This window comes from Gimesia benthica, assembly GCF_009720525.1.
Taxonomy (GTDB): Bacteria; Planctomycetota; Planctomycetia; order Planctomycetales; family Planctomycetaceae; genus Gimesia; species Gimesia benthica.
Genome location: NZ_CP043930.1, coordinates 7,905,200 through 7,919,607 on the forward strand (window position 1 = coordinate 7,905,200; position 14,408 = coordinate 7,919,607).

The following is a 14,408-nucleotide window of genomic DNA, read 5'->3' on the forward strand; positions in this document are numbered from 1 at the left end:
GACCGTGGCCGAGAATTCAGCCTTAACGCAGTATACCCCTTTGTTCGATAACAAGACGTTATCGATGCTGGAGCGGATGCGCCTCAACCCGACCAGGCGGCTTACCAACCGGAGCCGGGGCGAACACCTGACCGGCAAAGGGGGATCGAGCACCGAGTTTTCTGATTATCGGAACTACGTGCCCGGCGATGATGTCCGCTACATCGACTGGAATATCTTTTCGCGTCTGAATCGCCCCTTCATGAAGCAGTATCAGCATGAAGAGGAGATGCATGTCGTCATCATCCTCGATGCCTCGTCTTCGATGGATCACGAAGACAAATTCGAACGGGGAAAACAACTGGCTGCTGCTTTCGGAGTCATGGGGCTGCTGAATTTTGAGAAGGTCAGCATTTATGCCTGTAATCAGCGGGGGAATCGTCCCGCCCAGTTTCCGCCCTCATCAGGTCGGGTCAGCATGAAGCGACTGTTTGACTTTCTGACGTCTCTGGAACCAGGCGGAGATGAACCGGTCGAGCAGGCCGTAGAAGATGTCTTACGGACGCACCGTGGACGGGGGATCGCGGTCATTCTCTCCGATTTTGAATCTTTGGGTGATCTGCAGCGTCCTTTAAACATGTTATTCAGTGCAGGGCTGGAAATCTTCGGGGTTCAGATTCTGGCTCCTTCGGAGGTCAATCCGGAAATCAACGGGGATCTGCGACTGGTTGACAGCGAGACAGGGCAGACTCTCGATATTTCCTCAGCGGGTGACCTGCTGGGATTATATCACGAGCATCGGGCGATGCTGGAAGACCACCTCTCAACACTGTGTCGACAGCGTTCGGGACGTTTTCTGTCAGTCAATAGTGGCGATTCCCTGGAGCATGTTCTCTTTGATCAGCTGCGGCGGAAAGGATGGGTACGATGAATTTCTGGCCCGGATTTTACGCTCTGCAGGGTGCCTGGTTTCTATTACTACTAATTCCGTTGCTTGTGTTTTACTTTTTGAAACTCAAGCGACCGCATCAGCGCGTGCCTTCGCTGGCACTCTGGAGCCAGGTTATCAATGACCGTCGGGTGAATTCTCCCTTTCAGAAATTCAAACGCAGCATTCTGTTGCTGCTGCAGATCCTGTTACTGCTGTTCCTGGTTCTGGCTTTAATGCAGCCTTATATCCAGAGCGGGGCAGAACGGGCCGAATACCTGCCGATTCTGATCGACAGTTCCGCCAGTATGGCTGCGACCGATCCGGAAACAAAAAAGTCACGGCTGGATCTCGCCAAAGAGCGAGTGAATGAGCTGATTGAGAATATGCTGCCCGACCAGAGAATCTCGCTGGTCGCCGTCGGCTCGACTGCCAGGCGGCTGACTGATTTCACCGACAATCAGCGCGTTCTCAAAAAGTCGCTGGCATCACTCAAAGTAGATGATGTTCCCAGCCAGTTGGAAGACGCGCTGCGGATGACACAGGCACTCTCACGCACCGCCCCGATTAAGTCAGTCCTCTTCTACTCCGATGGCAATTTTCCACAAGAGATCGACTTTGAACTCCCCTTTGAGCTGAATTACCAGCTGTTGCCTCCTGCTGGCGTGAATGTCGGAATCACTTCCATGAATGCCCGCAAAAATCAGGCGGGGACCTGGGACGTCTTCCTGCGGATCGAGAACTCAAAACAGGCAGACAGTTCCGCCTCCGTAGAACTGATCCAGGATGGACAGAGTGTCGCCCGGGAAGAGATCGTTCTGGGCCCGGGAGAATCACAACGACTGGAATTCTCCGTTGATGCGGGAGGCGCTTCGAAAATCAAAGCCATCCTGACTCCTGCAGGCGCAGACAGTCTGGTCGCAGATAACGAAGCCTATCTTACCATTCCACAGTCTCGTCAACTTCTGGTTTATGTGGATCCTGAGTTAGCCAGCTATCGGTATGCATTGGATGAAAACTCCGAGATGATCCTGTATCCACAACCCGATCAAAGCTCAGCGCCTGCGGAATACGATCTGGTCATTTCCGGTGCCGCTAAGGATATGGATCGTGAAGCATTAATCAAACTGGGAGTCGGTTTTGTACCGGAAGAGTTAGAGAAGTATATCAAGCTGGAAACGGAGCTGACCGAAGTGGTGGACTGGAACCGCAGTTCATCGCTGCTCAGACACGTACAGTTAAGTGATGTCCAGATCACCCAGCAGCCGGTCTGGACGGAGAACTCCGGCGTAGAAAATCTGGAAGAACTGGGCTACGAAGTTCTGATTCACGGCAAACTGGGACCACTGTTACTGCAGAAAAGGACTCCCACCGATCAGGAATTCTATTTCCTGTTCGATACAGACCGTTCGACACTCCCTTATCGGGTTGGTTTTCCCATCATGGTTTCGAACCTGGTACAGTTGACTCTGCAGGAGGCAGGAATCGCCGAAACACAAGCCGCAGCGACACCGGTTTTACCGGTTGTGGAATATCAGCCGGAGCAGAGTTACCAGATTAAGCCTCCTGTCGGTAAGACGATGACAGTTAAGAGTGATGCGAATGGCGTCTTGTCCGGCATCGCGGCGCTCCACGTTGGCACTTACAACATCAGTGGCGAAGGTGCTAAAGATGCCGAACTTGGCGTGAGTTTATTGAACCCTCTGGAGACTTCTCTCGTTTCCGTAGAGAAGATCCAGTTCAGCGAAGTTCCGGTCAGCGCAGCGGCAGCGCAGATTGACAGCGATAAACCGCTCTGGAGTGAGTTTGCTCTGATCGCGTTTTTCCTGTTACTACTCGAATGGTGGTATTTCCAACGCAAACCAACGGGTGTTCCTACTTAAAAAAACGTCCTCAGCCTGAAATCGAACCATGTTGCGCCAACTACTGATTTTGATCTGGTTGCTGTGTCTGTCGACGCCTGCTGCCGTCCATGCGCAGAACCTGCCCATGACGGTTGATTTGCGACAGACATCACAGTCCCCCAAGGGAGATGGACCGCTGACCCTGGTCTGGCAATGCTCGGTTGCCTCGACAGGACTCCTGGAAGGCTATTTCCTGGTCACTGCCCACGATGGCGTTCAACAGTTTGGTCAGTATCGTTCGAATGATGTCGCGTTACACGCCGGTTTCCATGAAATCCCCATGATGCTGCCCCCCATGAAGGTGGACAACGCGTTTTCGAATGTTAGCTTACAGGTCAGTTTCGTTACAGCGGACAGGAAATACGATCTGAAAAACGAGTTTCTACTCCGTGTCGGGCGTGTTTATGAACGCATGTTTGCCGTCGGCGTCTGTGATTCGTTTGACACCAGTCTCTCCCAGGCTGAAAAACGTCTGCTGGATGAACTTAAATTTGAAGCGATCAGTCCCTCCGATCCCTTACCCGTCGATCTGCGGCAAATTCTCAGAAAACACGGTCTGGATAATCGCGGCTATCTGACCAATCGCCCCTTATCTCTCAATATGCAGACATTCTCGATTTATGTAGGACCGGCCGAGTTTCCCCAGCTTCCCCTGGATTGTCATCAATACGATATCCTGCTGATTACAGAGCAGGGGCTGGAAGCACTCGAATCACGCCACTTGCGGGCCATTCAGCAGTGGGTTCGCTCGGGGGGCAGTCTCTGTGTGCTGGTAGGGGAGAATCCCAAGCCTTCACAGGTACAGTTTCTCAATCAGTTGTCAGATAATGCGGGAAGCACGCCCTTTGTGCTCAACTCCTCTGGAAAACTGGAGCAGGACGAGGCCCAGACCACCTGGTTTTTCCGAACCGGCTGGGGACGATCTGTGATCGTGACTGCAGATGCGATCGCAAACGACTCGTTATCTGAAACGCACCGCAGACAGATTCCCTTTTTTCTCTGGAAACTGCGTCAGTCTCAACAGGACTATTACGCAGCAAATCAACGCTGGGATGAACAGCCACTGATCAATGCCTATGTCGATCGGGTAAAACAGAATTATAGTCGCTATGGAGAAGCTTATACTCCATCCGAAATGTTTAATCTGAATTATCACCCTGTCAGCACGGGAGGCGCTGTGGTCTCAAGTCTGATGCCGGAACATCTCCGTATCGTGCCCGCATCGCTGATTATGTTGATTCTGTTATGCTACGTCATCGTAATCGGGCCGGGAGAATATTATGTTCTGGGTCGTTTCAACATGAGACGCTTTACCTGGATAACCTTCCCACTGATCTCCGTCGGTTTTGCAGTGATCGCGTTTCTGATTTCGAATTACTTCATGCAGACATCGCACGAACGCAAATCACTGGTGATCATCGACCTGGATTCGCAGGGACGCCCCGTCAAAGAAAATCAGATCGAGTTGATCTTCACGGGCTCTTACCAGAATGTCGAAACCCCCGTCAAATCCGGCTTGCTGACCTCGCTCAATCAACTGGAGCTGGGCATGGGGGAGAATTATTATCGCTATTCACGCGGGACGGACGCCGCTCTGGTCGGGCCGCCCTATTATGCGGGCTCCATTCCAACACAGTATTCGGTTTTCCAGCGTATGCCGCAATGGACGCCGCAGCTCAATCGCATCGTCAATAATTACCCCCAGTCAGAACAGCCGTCTTTTAACTGGGCCTCATTTGACACAAAGCAGTTGGCCACCGTGCAGGGGCGGGAGCAATTGAAAAAACAGATTGAAGCAGAATTCGGTAATCAGGCTTTAGTGATGATCTACAACGGAACCTCTGCCGGAAAAGTGGCAAAATATCCCATGAACCACCGGCTGCAACATCCCTCACAGAACCAGACGCGTTACCCGTCGAGATACCGACTCTTCAATACCGAGCAGTATCACAATGGAATCCATAACCATGTTCAGCAGAGTTTCATGGATGACCTGTGCGTACGCAATCAGGGAGGACTGTTCCAGATTGTTTCGCAGGTTTCTCCTTCCGGGGGAAACAACTATGAAGACCTGAGCATCCTGGACCCTTCTGCTCCCGGGCAGTGGCTGGTTGTGATCTTTATTCCGGGAGAGACCCAGGACACGGTCTATCGTCAATTGTTGTTTTCCCCAAGCCGGCAGGCCGTACAAGCCCTCTGACAGAAGTGTGAATTGAATACTATGAGCATACAGCCTCCAATGGTGGAAGTGAAAAATCTGTGGGTTCGCTACGGTAAATACGAAGCCGTCAAAGGGATCTCATTTACGATTCCTAAAGGCGAAGTCTTCGGTTTCATCGGCCCCAATGGTGCCGGGAAATCATCCACGATTAAAGTACTGGCAACGCTGCAACGGGAGTATGAATGCGACGCAGTCAAAATCAACGGAGTTTCTGTGCATAAAGCACCGCATCTGATCCGCGAGATGATCGGCTACATGCCCGATTTCTTCGGCGTGTATGAAGACCTGACCGCCCGCGAGTATCTGCACTTTTTCGCCGCCGCCTATCGCATAAATCGCAGCCGTCGCAAAGCAATTGTTGACGACGTTCTGGAATTGACCGATCTGACGGCGAAGATTGACTCGCCCGTTGACTCTCTGTCGCGCGGAATGAAACAGCGGCTGGCCCTGGCACGCGTCCTGCTGCACGACCCTGACCTGCTGCTGTTGGATGAACCAGCCAGTGGCCTGGATCCCAGGGCACGAATTGAGGTCCGCGAACTTCTGGTCGCCCTCAAAGAGATGGGGAAGACGATCATCATCTCCAGCCATATTCTGCACGAACTATCGCAGCTTTGTACGAGTATCGGCATCATTGAGGCAGGTCAGTTTGTCACCCAGGGATCTCTGGATCAGATTTATAAACGGCTTGAGCTCAGCCGGGTCATTCACGTGCAGATTGTCGGTGAGATGAACGGGATCTGTCAGCAGATCGAACAATTCGAAGGGGTCAAGTCCGTTTCCGTGCAGGCAGACCGCCTGGCAATTCAACTGCAGGAAGACCAGATGGCCGTCGATGAGTTGCACGCCCGACTGGCTGCGACGGGGGCCCGAATCCGCATGTTCCAGGCGGAAGCCATGGATATGGAAACGGTATTCATGAAGTTGACGGAGGGCAAGACGGCATGAAATCCAGAGGATTCCAACTCGGGCTTCCGCTGCTCTCCAAAGAGCTGACAGAACTGGCCAACCGCCGTAGAACCTATATCATCCGCACCATTTATGCGCTGCTGTTCCTCGGTTTTGTCGGTTTTATTTATATCGATCTGATGTCGGGACTTCAAAATAACCCGATGGCCATTCTGGGGCGGGGACGTGACATCTTTGAGGCGATGGTCTATCTGCAGTTTACCGCCATTTATCTCTTCCTGCCCGCGATTTCCTGTAGCGTGATCACCCACGAAAAAGAGCGCAACAGTCTGGGACTGTTGCTGATTACCAGGCTGAGTCCCGGGACCATCATTCTCGAAAAATACCTGGGCCGATTAATTACGATGCTCACATTCCTGACCCTGGGGCTACCAATTCTGGCTTTTGCCTATGCCCTGGGTGGGGTTTCACCGGCGATGTTTATCAGCGGGATCTGGTTTCTGCTCATGACAATGCTGCAGGTCGCCGCTTTAGGCGTGCTCTGTTCCAGTTTCTTTCGCAGCACTGTGGGGGCCTTTATTGCGACCTATGTGTTCGGCTTTTTCATGCTGTTTGGACCGATTATCGTCTACGAACTGAATTTGTTTTATTACCGGGAACTGTTTAACCTTTTTACTCAGGTACTGCAAAATATCCCGGTTTTGGGTAATCTGCTGGGAAACTGGGGACGCTCGTCTGAGTTGAACCTGTTCCTGTTCGGACCTTACCTGTTCGATCTGTGTTCCCGTACGACTGGTATCTCCGCGATCCTGGGGCCACTCCTGATGAGTATTCCCATGCTGACTGTCACGCTGATGTTTCTGATTATGGCCCACTATTTTCTCGTGCGACGTGCCTTCCTGACGCCACGAAATCTGCTGTTGAACATGTTCAAGAAGCTGGACTCTCAGTTCAGTAAAATCAATGACAATCGCGTGACACGGGGTATCGTACTGGTGCAGGATGATGTGAAACTGCCCGAGAATGATCCCATCGCCTGGAGGGAAACCTCCAAGAAATCACTGGGCACGTTTCGTTATCTGTTTCGCATCCTGGTCGCGCTGGAAGTCCCCATTCTGTTTTTGTGTATCTTGATTGCCACCGGTAGTCCGGAACCGGTGGTCCCCGGGGCGGTCATGTTGCTGTGGGGTGTCTGGATCCTGACAACGCTGCTGCTCGCGGTTTCAGCCACCAGTCTGATTGCAGGAGAGCGGTCTCACGAAACACTTGATGTGCTGCTCACGGCGCCTCTTTCGGGTAGAGAAATCCTCAGACAGAAAATTGCCGGCGTCAAAAGGCTCTGTCTGGTACTGTTGATTCCCCTGCTGACCATCGTGTTATTTGAAACCTGGTGGAAAATGGAGTATCACCTGGCCGGCTATTCCTATTCGTCTTACCGTCACTCGAATTACTCGACACGCTGGTTCGCTTACTTTACCGGTTCGATGCTGACGATTTCGATCTACCTGCCGATGTTGATTTATCTTTTCTGCTGGATCGGGATGAAAATCAAATCCCAGACGAAAGCCATCCTGACGTCTCTGGGGGGCGTCATTCTCTGGTGTCTGTCCCCGTTCATCCTGGCGTTTCCCCTCTTTGTATTAAATCCCTCAATGAATGAAGATTCAGTGATCTACGGCGTTCTACTGGGACCGGCTTCTTTTATCGTGGTGAATGAAATCGCTGAATTTCATGAATTCGGTTCGATCTGGATTCCTCTCATCCTTAATTCCCTGATCTATGGCTGCCTATGTTTCTGGTTTCGCCACTTGTGTCTCGGGCACATTGATGAGAGACTGGGGCGGTTAGGGGACACACCTGAACAGGATTATGTTCCTCCCGCACCCCCGAGTAATTCGAAACCAGTATTGAGTTCTCCCCTGGAAGGATAGAATGTGACGAGGATGTTCCGAACGTATCTGGACTACAAAATTATTAACCAGCTGCTGCTCTTCATGCTGTTGATGTTGCCTTCCGCTGTTTATGCGATTGATGTCGAGGAGACTATCTGGGGATTCAATAACCAACCAGTTCGGGGAAAATTTGTCCCGCTCTCTCTGCGTTTAAGCAATAATACTCCCGAGGTCTTCGACGAAGCAGTCCAGTTGAATCGTCAGCAATTTAATGGAACAAAAGTCGGCGCGCCACTGTATAAAAAAGTCTATCTACCGCCTTACAGCTCCCAGTGGGTCCAGTTCTATCCTTATATCGTCGATGGTCAGGATGAAGACTGGAGTCTGAACTGGGGCCCCGGCTTTGTACAATATCGCAGCGTCAAACGAACCGGAGGTACCGCCACCACGACCGGGCCTCTGCGGATTATCATCGCCGGAAGCGATGGCCTCCTCCAGGGGGGAGCCAGCTTTAAGAAATACCCGGAAGACCTGTTTCCTCCGTTTGTGACCGCGACGGATTCATTGGATGAAGTCATTCTGGGGCATGTGCCACGCTGGGATGTGGCCCGTCGAGTCTCGTTCATGGACTGGCTGGAGCAGGGGGGCATTCTGCATCTGCTTCCCAACCCCAGTGGCGAGAGTTTGAAATTTACATCGAACTTAGCCCCCCTGAATGCCCCCTTCGATCATTTTCGCGTCGGTGCGGGACTGGTGATCCGCCACAATTCAAAGTTGAATCAACTGAAAGCGACGACTCTTGATGAACGGATCCAGGCCGTCCGCGACAGCGACGCAAAGTCGTTAGGCATTTATGCTGCTGCTCCCCTGGCGAAGGAATCCCAGTCCAGCGGAGAGAACTATGATCCTTACCAGTATGGGGACATCAACTCTGGGTTTCTCTACCAGTTATCCGAACTGACCCGCCCCACTCATAACTGGGCGGTGATTTATATTATGACATTATTCTATATATTTCTGATCTTTCCCGGCTGTTATCTGTTCCAGCATCGAAAAAATATGATGCGGTATCGCAATTCTCTCCTGTTTCTACTCGTTACCGTAAGCGTATTCAGCATTATCTTCTGGACCATCGGGAAACGCGGCTACGGAGAAAAAACCACAATTAACAGCGTGCTGCTGGCAAAACCACTCCCCGACAATCAGCTGGACCTGACCTGTTGGATGAACTGCTTCGTCACTGAGGGGGACGATTACCAGTTTACGGAAGACGGTGAAGGTGCCATTTTTTCAACAGCGCAAGTCATCGAACGGGTTCGTGGCGGGATTTTCAATGGCAACGACGGCAGGTTCGTCTCCGACATTCCACCCTTTTCAAGCCGCCGGATGATATACCGGATCAAAGCCCCCTATACGTCCCCCCGGTTTTCTGTGCAGGATTATGAAATCGACATGGAAAACGGGAACGTGATTCTCAAACAGCTGACCCTCAAATCAGAAACGCCACTTCCCCCCGGGCTGAATCACAGGCAACTCATCCTCGGAAAATATGTCTATAATTTGATTCCCTCATCCGGTGAAAATCCGAGCGAATTATCGTTGGGCAAAAGTCGGGAGCTGCTTTCAGCCTGGAACAGACACCTCGATTCGGATCTGCTGTATGCTTCACGGCTCAGGACCGCAAATTCTGATGAAGATATTGAGCAGGTCTATGACGGCCTAGGTACGCACTTGATATTAAAAGATCTCGGTCTGCTCAGTTCCGAAAAGCTGCAACAGTACCAGGGTAACTCATCGCGTCTGCAGCTCTTCCTGTACGGCGAGATTCCGGAAACACTCAAAGTAAAAACCAACGTGCAGGGAACACAGCAGGGACGTATTCTCTTCGCCTATAATCTCGCCTTACCCGAGAAAAAGAATTTAACCAATGATTAATGACCAACAGAATCATCCGCCTGTCATCAATATTGAGAATGTCTCTCATTCCTTCAAAGGGCATCGTGCACTTCAGGGAATCAGTTTTCAGGTACACCCACAATCCCTGCATGGATTCGTAGGGCCGAATGGTGCCGGCAAGACGACAACACTCAAAATCATCTGCACGCTGCTGCAACCTCAGGCAGGCAAAGTCGCCGTTTTTGGGCATGATGTGCGTACTGCCGTCAAGGAGATTCGAAAGCGGATCGGCTTCATGCCGGATCATTTCAGTACCTACCGCCAGATGACTGTCTTTGAATATCTGGACTTCTTTGGGGCTGCTTATGGATTAAAGCAGGAACAGCGCGACCAGGTCATCAATGATGTGCTGACATTAACGGACATGGATGGCCGCAGAGATTCGCTGATCAGTGGACTGTCGCGGGGTATGCAGCAGCGGGTGAGTCTGGCACGGGTGCTAGTGAACGATCCCGACCTGCTCTTGTTAGACGAACCTGCTTCCGGCCTGGATCCCCGAGCCCGGATTGAGTTAATGGAAATTCTCCAGGAACTGAAGCGGATGGGCAAAACGATTTTCATCAGCTCTCATATCCTCAGTGAGCTCGCTGAGTTATGTGACAGCGTAACCATTATCGACCGCGGGTTGATTAAATACAGTGGATCCATGGATGGTCTGCTGAATTATGAACAGGAACATCCCGTCTATAAGATCACCCTTGAATCGGAACCGGATGCGATTATCGCTGCTCTGGCGAATGAACCCGGTATCGTCAATGTCGAAAAGACACCCAAACCACGGGAAATGCGGGTGACCTTTGATATGACGATCCTCAATTCCAGTGCACTGCTTTCTAAAATCATTGCACTCAATGGAGTCATCGATTCCTTCCAGCGAGACAAGAAGCATTTGAACCAGGCATTTCTGGATCTCACAGAGCAGGGGGTACGCTGATGTTTCAGGGAACCTTTGCACTCTTTCACCGTGCGTTGGCAGTCGACTTTCGTCTGATGCGCACACATCTGTTTCGCTTCCTGTTTGCGATCCTGATTCTGTTCTGCCTCTTCTCCGCCCAGATGAGCAGTTCCATGATGGGGGCTGCTGGTCTGGCTTTGTTCGGACAGATCGTCTATCTGAATTTTGTGTTTATCCTGATTGCAGGCATCAGCTTCTTCGCAACAGCGATCACCGAAGAAAAGGAAGAAGAGACCATCGGACTGCTATTGATGGCAGGGGTCAACCCGGTCTCTCTACTGCTGGGGAAAATGCTGCCCCGCCTGATTGCCGCCCTGTTACTGCTCTCGATTCAGTTCCCGTTTACGCTATTGGCAATCACGCTCGGCGGCGTTATGTTCTCGCAGGTCCTTGCCGCCTATATCGCGCTGGCAGCCTTCCTGTTTCTGGTCGCGAACCTGGGCCTGTTGTGCTCTGTGATCAGCGCGCGTTCGCGGACGGCTTCCACCCTGGTCTTTATCGGCCTGGTTACGTACTTTCTGGGTGTCCCTCTGTTAGAACTGCTACGAACTGCGGCCATCAATGAAAACTGGATCTCCGGAAATTTCTTCCCCGTGAAAGTCGCGGGGATCATTCTCGAATGGATCTACGATTCCTCAGTAATCAAACAGGTTACGACCATCCTGTCGACCGGCTTCAACGAGACGGCCTGGGGATACCAGTTCTGGAGCAATTTGTTGTTTGGACTGTTCCTGTTTGGTCTGGCGAACTGGCTGTTCACCCGCTTTGCGTTGCTCGAACAGTCTTCTACTCCCGAACGCAGGCTCGTCGCAAAAAAGAAACGCAGTATGTTTTCCCCGGGGCGCGCCTGGCCTCAGGCACTGATGTGGAAAGACTTCTTTTTTGTCCACGGCGGCTATGGCATGAGCCTGATCAAATTCATTGCCTACGGAATGGCTTTGTTCTCTCTCTGTACTTTTTTTGGTTACACCACACGTAGCTATTCCATCCAGGAAATCGGAATGACGATGTTCTGGACCATGTTGATTGTTATTCTGATTGAAATCAGTCTGATCTCGGCGCGGATCTTCCATGTGGAAATCCAGTGGAAGACGCTGGTCTCCACGGCGATGCTCCCTGAGTCGATGGCGAAGATAGCATATACGAAAGTGCTGGGATCTCTACTGAGTATCCTGCCGGCCTTCTTCTATCTGTCATTGGGCGTGTTATTCAGACTCAGGGAAATGCGCTACGATTCCGGTCTGGTTTTTGCCGAACCCGGGTTCTGGATGATGTGTACCGAGATCCTGTTTTTCTGGCATTTGACGGCTTTTCTGTCCACCTACATTAAATGGGGCGCATTACCCCTTTCGTTCTTCACCATGTGGATGGGTAACACCTTTTTCTTTATTTCAGTCAGTTTACTTTCACTGGGAGCAGGGGCGCCTGATATGGATGGACTTTCCGTCGCGGTAACGTTTATGATGATGATTGGCATTATTGCTTTTCATTTTCTGATCAAAGAACGTTTGGTCCATCTGGCTTCACAATAAACTGTTCCTTTTACCTGCTGAAACAGAGGTTCTTATGCACTCACCCATCAGTCGTCGAAACATGCTGCAGACATCAGGCGCTCTGGCAGCAACTGCGCTCGGGCTTTCGGCGGCCCATGCTTCTTCCTCCAAAACACTTAAGGGAAATATCAATCAGTCAGTTGTTCACTGGTGCTTCAAGAAGTACTGGGACATCGATAAAACGGCCCAGGTCGCCAGTCAGCTGGGAATCAAAAGTGTAGAACTGACGCCAGCCGAGAACTGGAAAACACTTCAGAAACATGGCTTAACCTGCGCGATCGCATCCAGCCACGGGTTCAAAGTCGGTTTCAACAACCCGGATAACTGGGATCAATGTATTGAAATTCTGCGTAAGCGAATCGATGAATGTGCCGCGGGCGGCGTCAAAAATGTGATCACTTTCACCGGCATGCGGGACGGTATCAGCGATGATGAAGGAGCGAAGAACTGCGTTGCCGGCCTGAAAAAGATCATCGGTTACGCCGAGAAGAATAATGTGAATCTCTGCCTGGAAATGCTGAATTCTCGTGACAGCAGCCATCCCATGAAAGGTCATCCCGGCTATCAGGGAGATCATACGGATTACTGCATCGACATCATCAAACAGGTCGGTTCAGACCGAATGAAGCTGCTGTTTGATATCTACCATGTCCAGATTATGGACGGGGACGTGATCCGTCGCCTGCACGAACATAAGGACTACATCGGGCACGTGCACACAGCCGGGAATCCAGGGCGTGGCGAACTGGATATGAAACAGGAAATCAATTATCCGCCAATCATGCAGGCGCTGCTCGATATTGGCTATCAGGGATTTGTCGGACAGGAATTCATTCCAACTCGCGATCCCTACGAGGGTCTGAAAGAAGCCGTCATCCTGTGTGACGTCTAAGCAATTCAGCTGCAGAATCAAAAAACGGCTGGGAAGGAAATCATTTTTCTTCCCAGCCGTTTTACTTTGAATTACGGTGAATACCGTTCTCAGGCAGTCAGTTCCTGAATGACGAGGTCGCCCATTTCACTGGTCGAAATACTCTTACCACCGGCAGCAATATCAGCTGTACGATGTCCTGCAGCCACAACCCGGGCGACAGCTTCTTCGACGGCAGCTGCTTCCGTTTCCAGGTTGAGTGAATGTCGCAGCAGCATGGCGGTGGCCAGAATCGTTGCCAGTGGATTTGCAATCCCTTTGCCGGCAATATCCGGTGCGGAACCATGAATCGGCTCATACAGGCCGGGGCCATCGGAGCCCAGTGATGCAGAGGGGAGCAGTCCCAGCGAACCGGGCAGCATCGATCCTTCGTCAGTAAGGATGTCGCCAAACATGTTTCCAGTGACGACAACATCAAAATCAGAAGGTCGTGAGATCAGGTGCATGGCCATTGCATCGACGAGAACCACTTCGTATTCGATATCCGGAAACTCGTTCTTGATCACGTCGGCGGCAACCTGACGCCAGAGACGAGAGACTTCGAGCACGTTCGCTTTGTCGACGGAGGTGAGCTTGCCCCGCCGATTACGGGCCGATTCTGCAGCCAGGCGGACGATACGGGCGATTTCCGACGTTGTGTACGTCATCATGCTGTATGCTTTTTCGCCATCCGGAGATTCCATACGGCCTGACTCACCAAAGTAAATCCCGCCGGTCAGTTCACGGAAAAAGAGAATGTCGGTGCCTTCGATGATTTCCCGTTTGAGTGGTGAGGCATCGAGCAACTCACTGTAAGGCTTAATCGGACGCAGATTCGCGAACAGTCCCAGTTCCTTACGGATTTTCAGCAAACCAGCTTCGGGACGTGTTTTCGCGGTTGGATCGTCCCATTTAGGACCACCGACGGCTCCCAGGAGAATCGCCTGCGATGCCTGGCAGGTCTCCAGAGTCTGTGGAGGCAGCGGATCGCCGAAATCATCGATGGCATTGCCTCCCATCGGGCAGGAGGGAGTTTCGAACTGGTGGCCATATTTATCGGCAACCGTATCAATAACTCGCTTGGCCTGTGCAACAATTTCCGGCCCGATACCATCGCCGGGTAATAGGGTAATCCGAGCTTCCACGGTACTTTCCTCACTAGATCTTAAATTTTTCTGCAAACGATTGATAAATCATACGG

At 51.5% G+C, this 14,408-nt stretch carries 10 protein-coding genes; 9 read left to right on the forward strand and 1 reads right to left on the reverse strand.

Annotated features, from left to right (window positions below):
* Positions 1-4 precede the first annotated feature (4 nt).
* From F1728_RS30700 to F1728_RS30740, 9 genes are read left to right on the forward strand one after another with little or no spacing between them, the layout of a single operon-like run.
* Positions 5-910: a DUF58 domain-containing protein gene (locus F1728_RS30700; RefSeq protein WP_155367201.1), complete on the forward strand. Its 906-nt coding sequence runs from the start codon at positions 5-7 to the stop codon at positions 908-910.
* Positions 907-2,790, forward strand: coding sequence for a vWA domain-containing protein (locus F1728_RS30705; RefSeq protein ID WP_194242604.1), 1,884 nt, complete (start codon positions 907-909; stop codon positions 2,788-2,790). Before F1728_RS30700 ends, F1728_RS30705 begins: the two co-directional genes overlap by 4 nt.
* A 28-nt stretch (positions 2,791-2,818) precedes the next feature.
* Positions 2,819-5,011, forward strand: coding sequence for a hypothetical protein (locus F1728_RS30710; RefSeq protein WP_155367203.1), 2,193 nt, complete (start codon positions 2,819-2,821; stop codon positions 5,009-5,011).
* A gap of 21 nt (positions 5,012-5,032) precedes the next feature.
* Positions 5,033-5,980, forward strand: coding sequence for an ABC transporter ATP-binding protein (locus F1728_RS30715; RefSeq protein WP_155367204.1), 948 nt, complete (start codon positions 5,033-5,035; stop codon positions 5,978-5,980).
* A complete protein-coding gene (locus tag F1728_RS30720; RefSeq protein ID WP_155367205.1) occupies positions 5,977-7,872 on the forward strand; it encodes an ABC transporter permease in 1,896 nt (631 codons plus the stop codon). The genes F1728_RS30715 and F1728_RS30720 overlap by 4 nt, the downstream gene beginning before the upstream one ends.
* A 12-nt stretch (positions 7,873-7,884) precedes the next feature.
* Entirely contained in the window at positions 7,885-9,768 is a 1,884-nt protein-coding gene (locus tag F1728_RS30725) for a hypothetical protein (RefSeq protein ID WP_155367206.1), read from the forward strand.
* Positions 9,761-10,723 carry an ABC transporter ATP-binding protein gene (locus F1728_RS30730; protein ID WP_155367207.1) on the forward strand — a complete coding sequence of 321 codons (963 nt, stop codon included), beginning with the start codon at positions 9,761-9,763 and terminating at the stop codon, positions 10,721-10,723. Before F1728_RS30725 ends, F1728_RS30730 begins: the two co-directional genes overlap by 8 nt.
* Entirely contained in the window at positions 10,723-12,276 is a 1,554-nt protein-coding gene (locus tag F1728_RS30735; protein ID WP_155367208.1) for an ABC transporter permease subunit, read from the forward strand. Before F1728_RS30730 ends, F1728_RS30735 begins: the two co-directional genes overlap by 1 nt.
* Positions 12,277-12,310: 34 nt before the next feature.
* Positions 12,311-13,189, forward strand: a complete 879-nt coding sequence (locus tag F1728_RS30740) for a hydroxypyruvate isomerase family protein (protein WP_145439958.1) — start codon at positions 12,311-12,313, stop codon at positions 13,187-13,189.
* Between the two features lie 89 nt (positions 13,190-13,278).
* Here the strand turns inward: F1728_RS30740 and leuB are convergent, their stop codons facing one another.
* Positions 13,279-14,352 carry a 3-isopropylmalate dehydrogenase gene (gene leuB, locus F1728_RS30745; protein WP_145041252.1) on the reverse strand — a complete coding sequence of 358 codons (1,074 nt, stop codon included), beginning with the start codon at positions 14,350-14,352 and terminating at the stop codon, positions 13,279-13,281.
* Between the last annotated feature and the right edge of the window lie 56 nt (positions 14,353-14,408).

Bases quoted from the DNA above. Each gene is read 5' to 3' on its own strand.
- F1728_RS30705 (WP_194242604.1), top strand. From the start codon at position 907: ATGAATTTCTGGCCCGGATTTTACGCTCTGCAGGGTGCCTGGTTTCTA.
- F1728_RS30715 (WP_155367204.1), top strand. From the start codon at position 5,033: ATGAGCATACAGCCTCCAATGGTGGAAGTGAAAAATCTGTGGGTTCGC.
- F1728_RS30730 (WP_155367207.1), top strand. From the start codon at position 9,761: ATGATTAATGACCAACAGAATCATCCGCCTGTCATCAATATTGAGAAT.
- F1728_RS30720 (WP_155367205.1), top strand. From the start codon at position 5,977: ATGAAATCCAGAGGATTCCAACTCGGGCTTCCGCTGCTCTCCAAAGAG.
- F1728_RS30735 (WP_155367208.1), top strand. From the start codon at position 10,723: ATGTTTCAGGGAACCTTTGCACTCTTTCACCGTGCGTTGGCAGTCGAC.
- F1728_RS30740 (WP_145439958.1), top strand. From the start codon at position 12,311: ATGCACTCACCCATCAGTCGTCGAAACATGCTGCAGACATCAGGCGCT.
- F1728_RS30725 (WP_155367206.1), top strand. From the start codon at position 7,885: ATGTTCCGAACGTATCTGGACTACAAAATTATTAACCAGCTGCTGCTC.
- F1728_RS30710 (WP_155367203.1), top strand. From the start codon at position 2,819: ATGTTGCGCCAACTACTGATTTTGATCTGGTTGCTGTGTCTGTCGACG.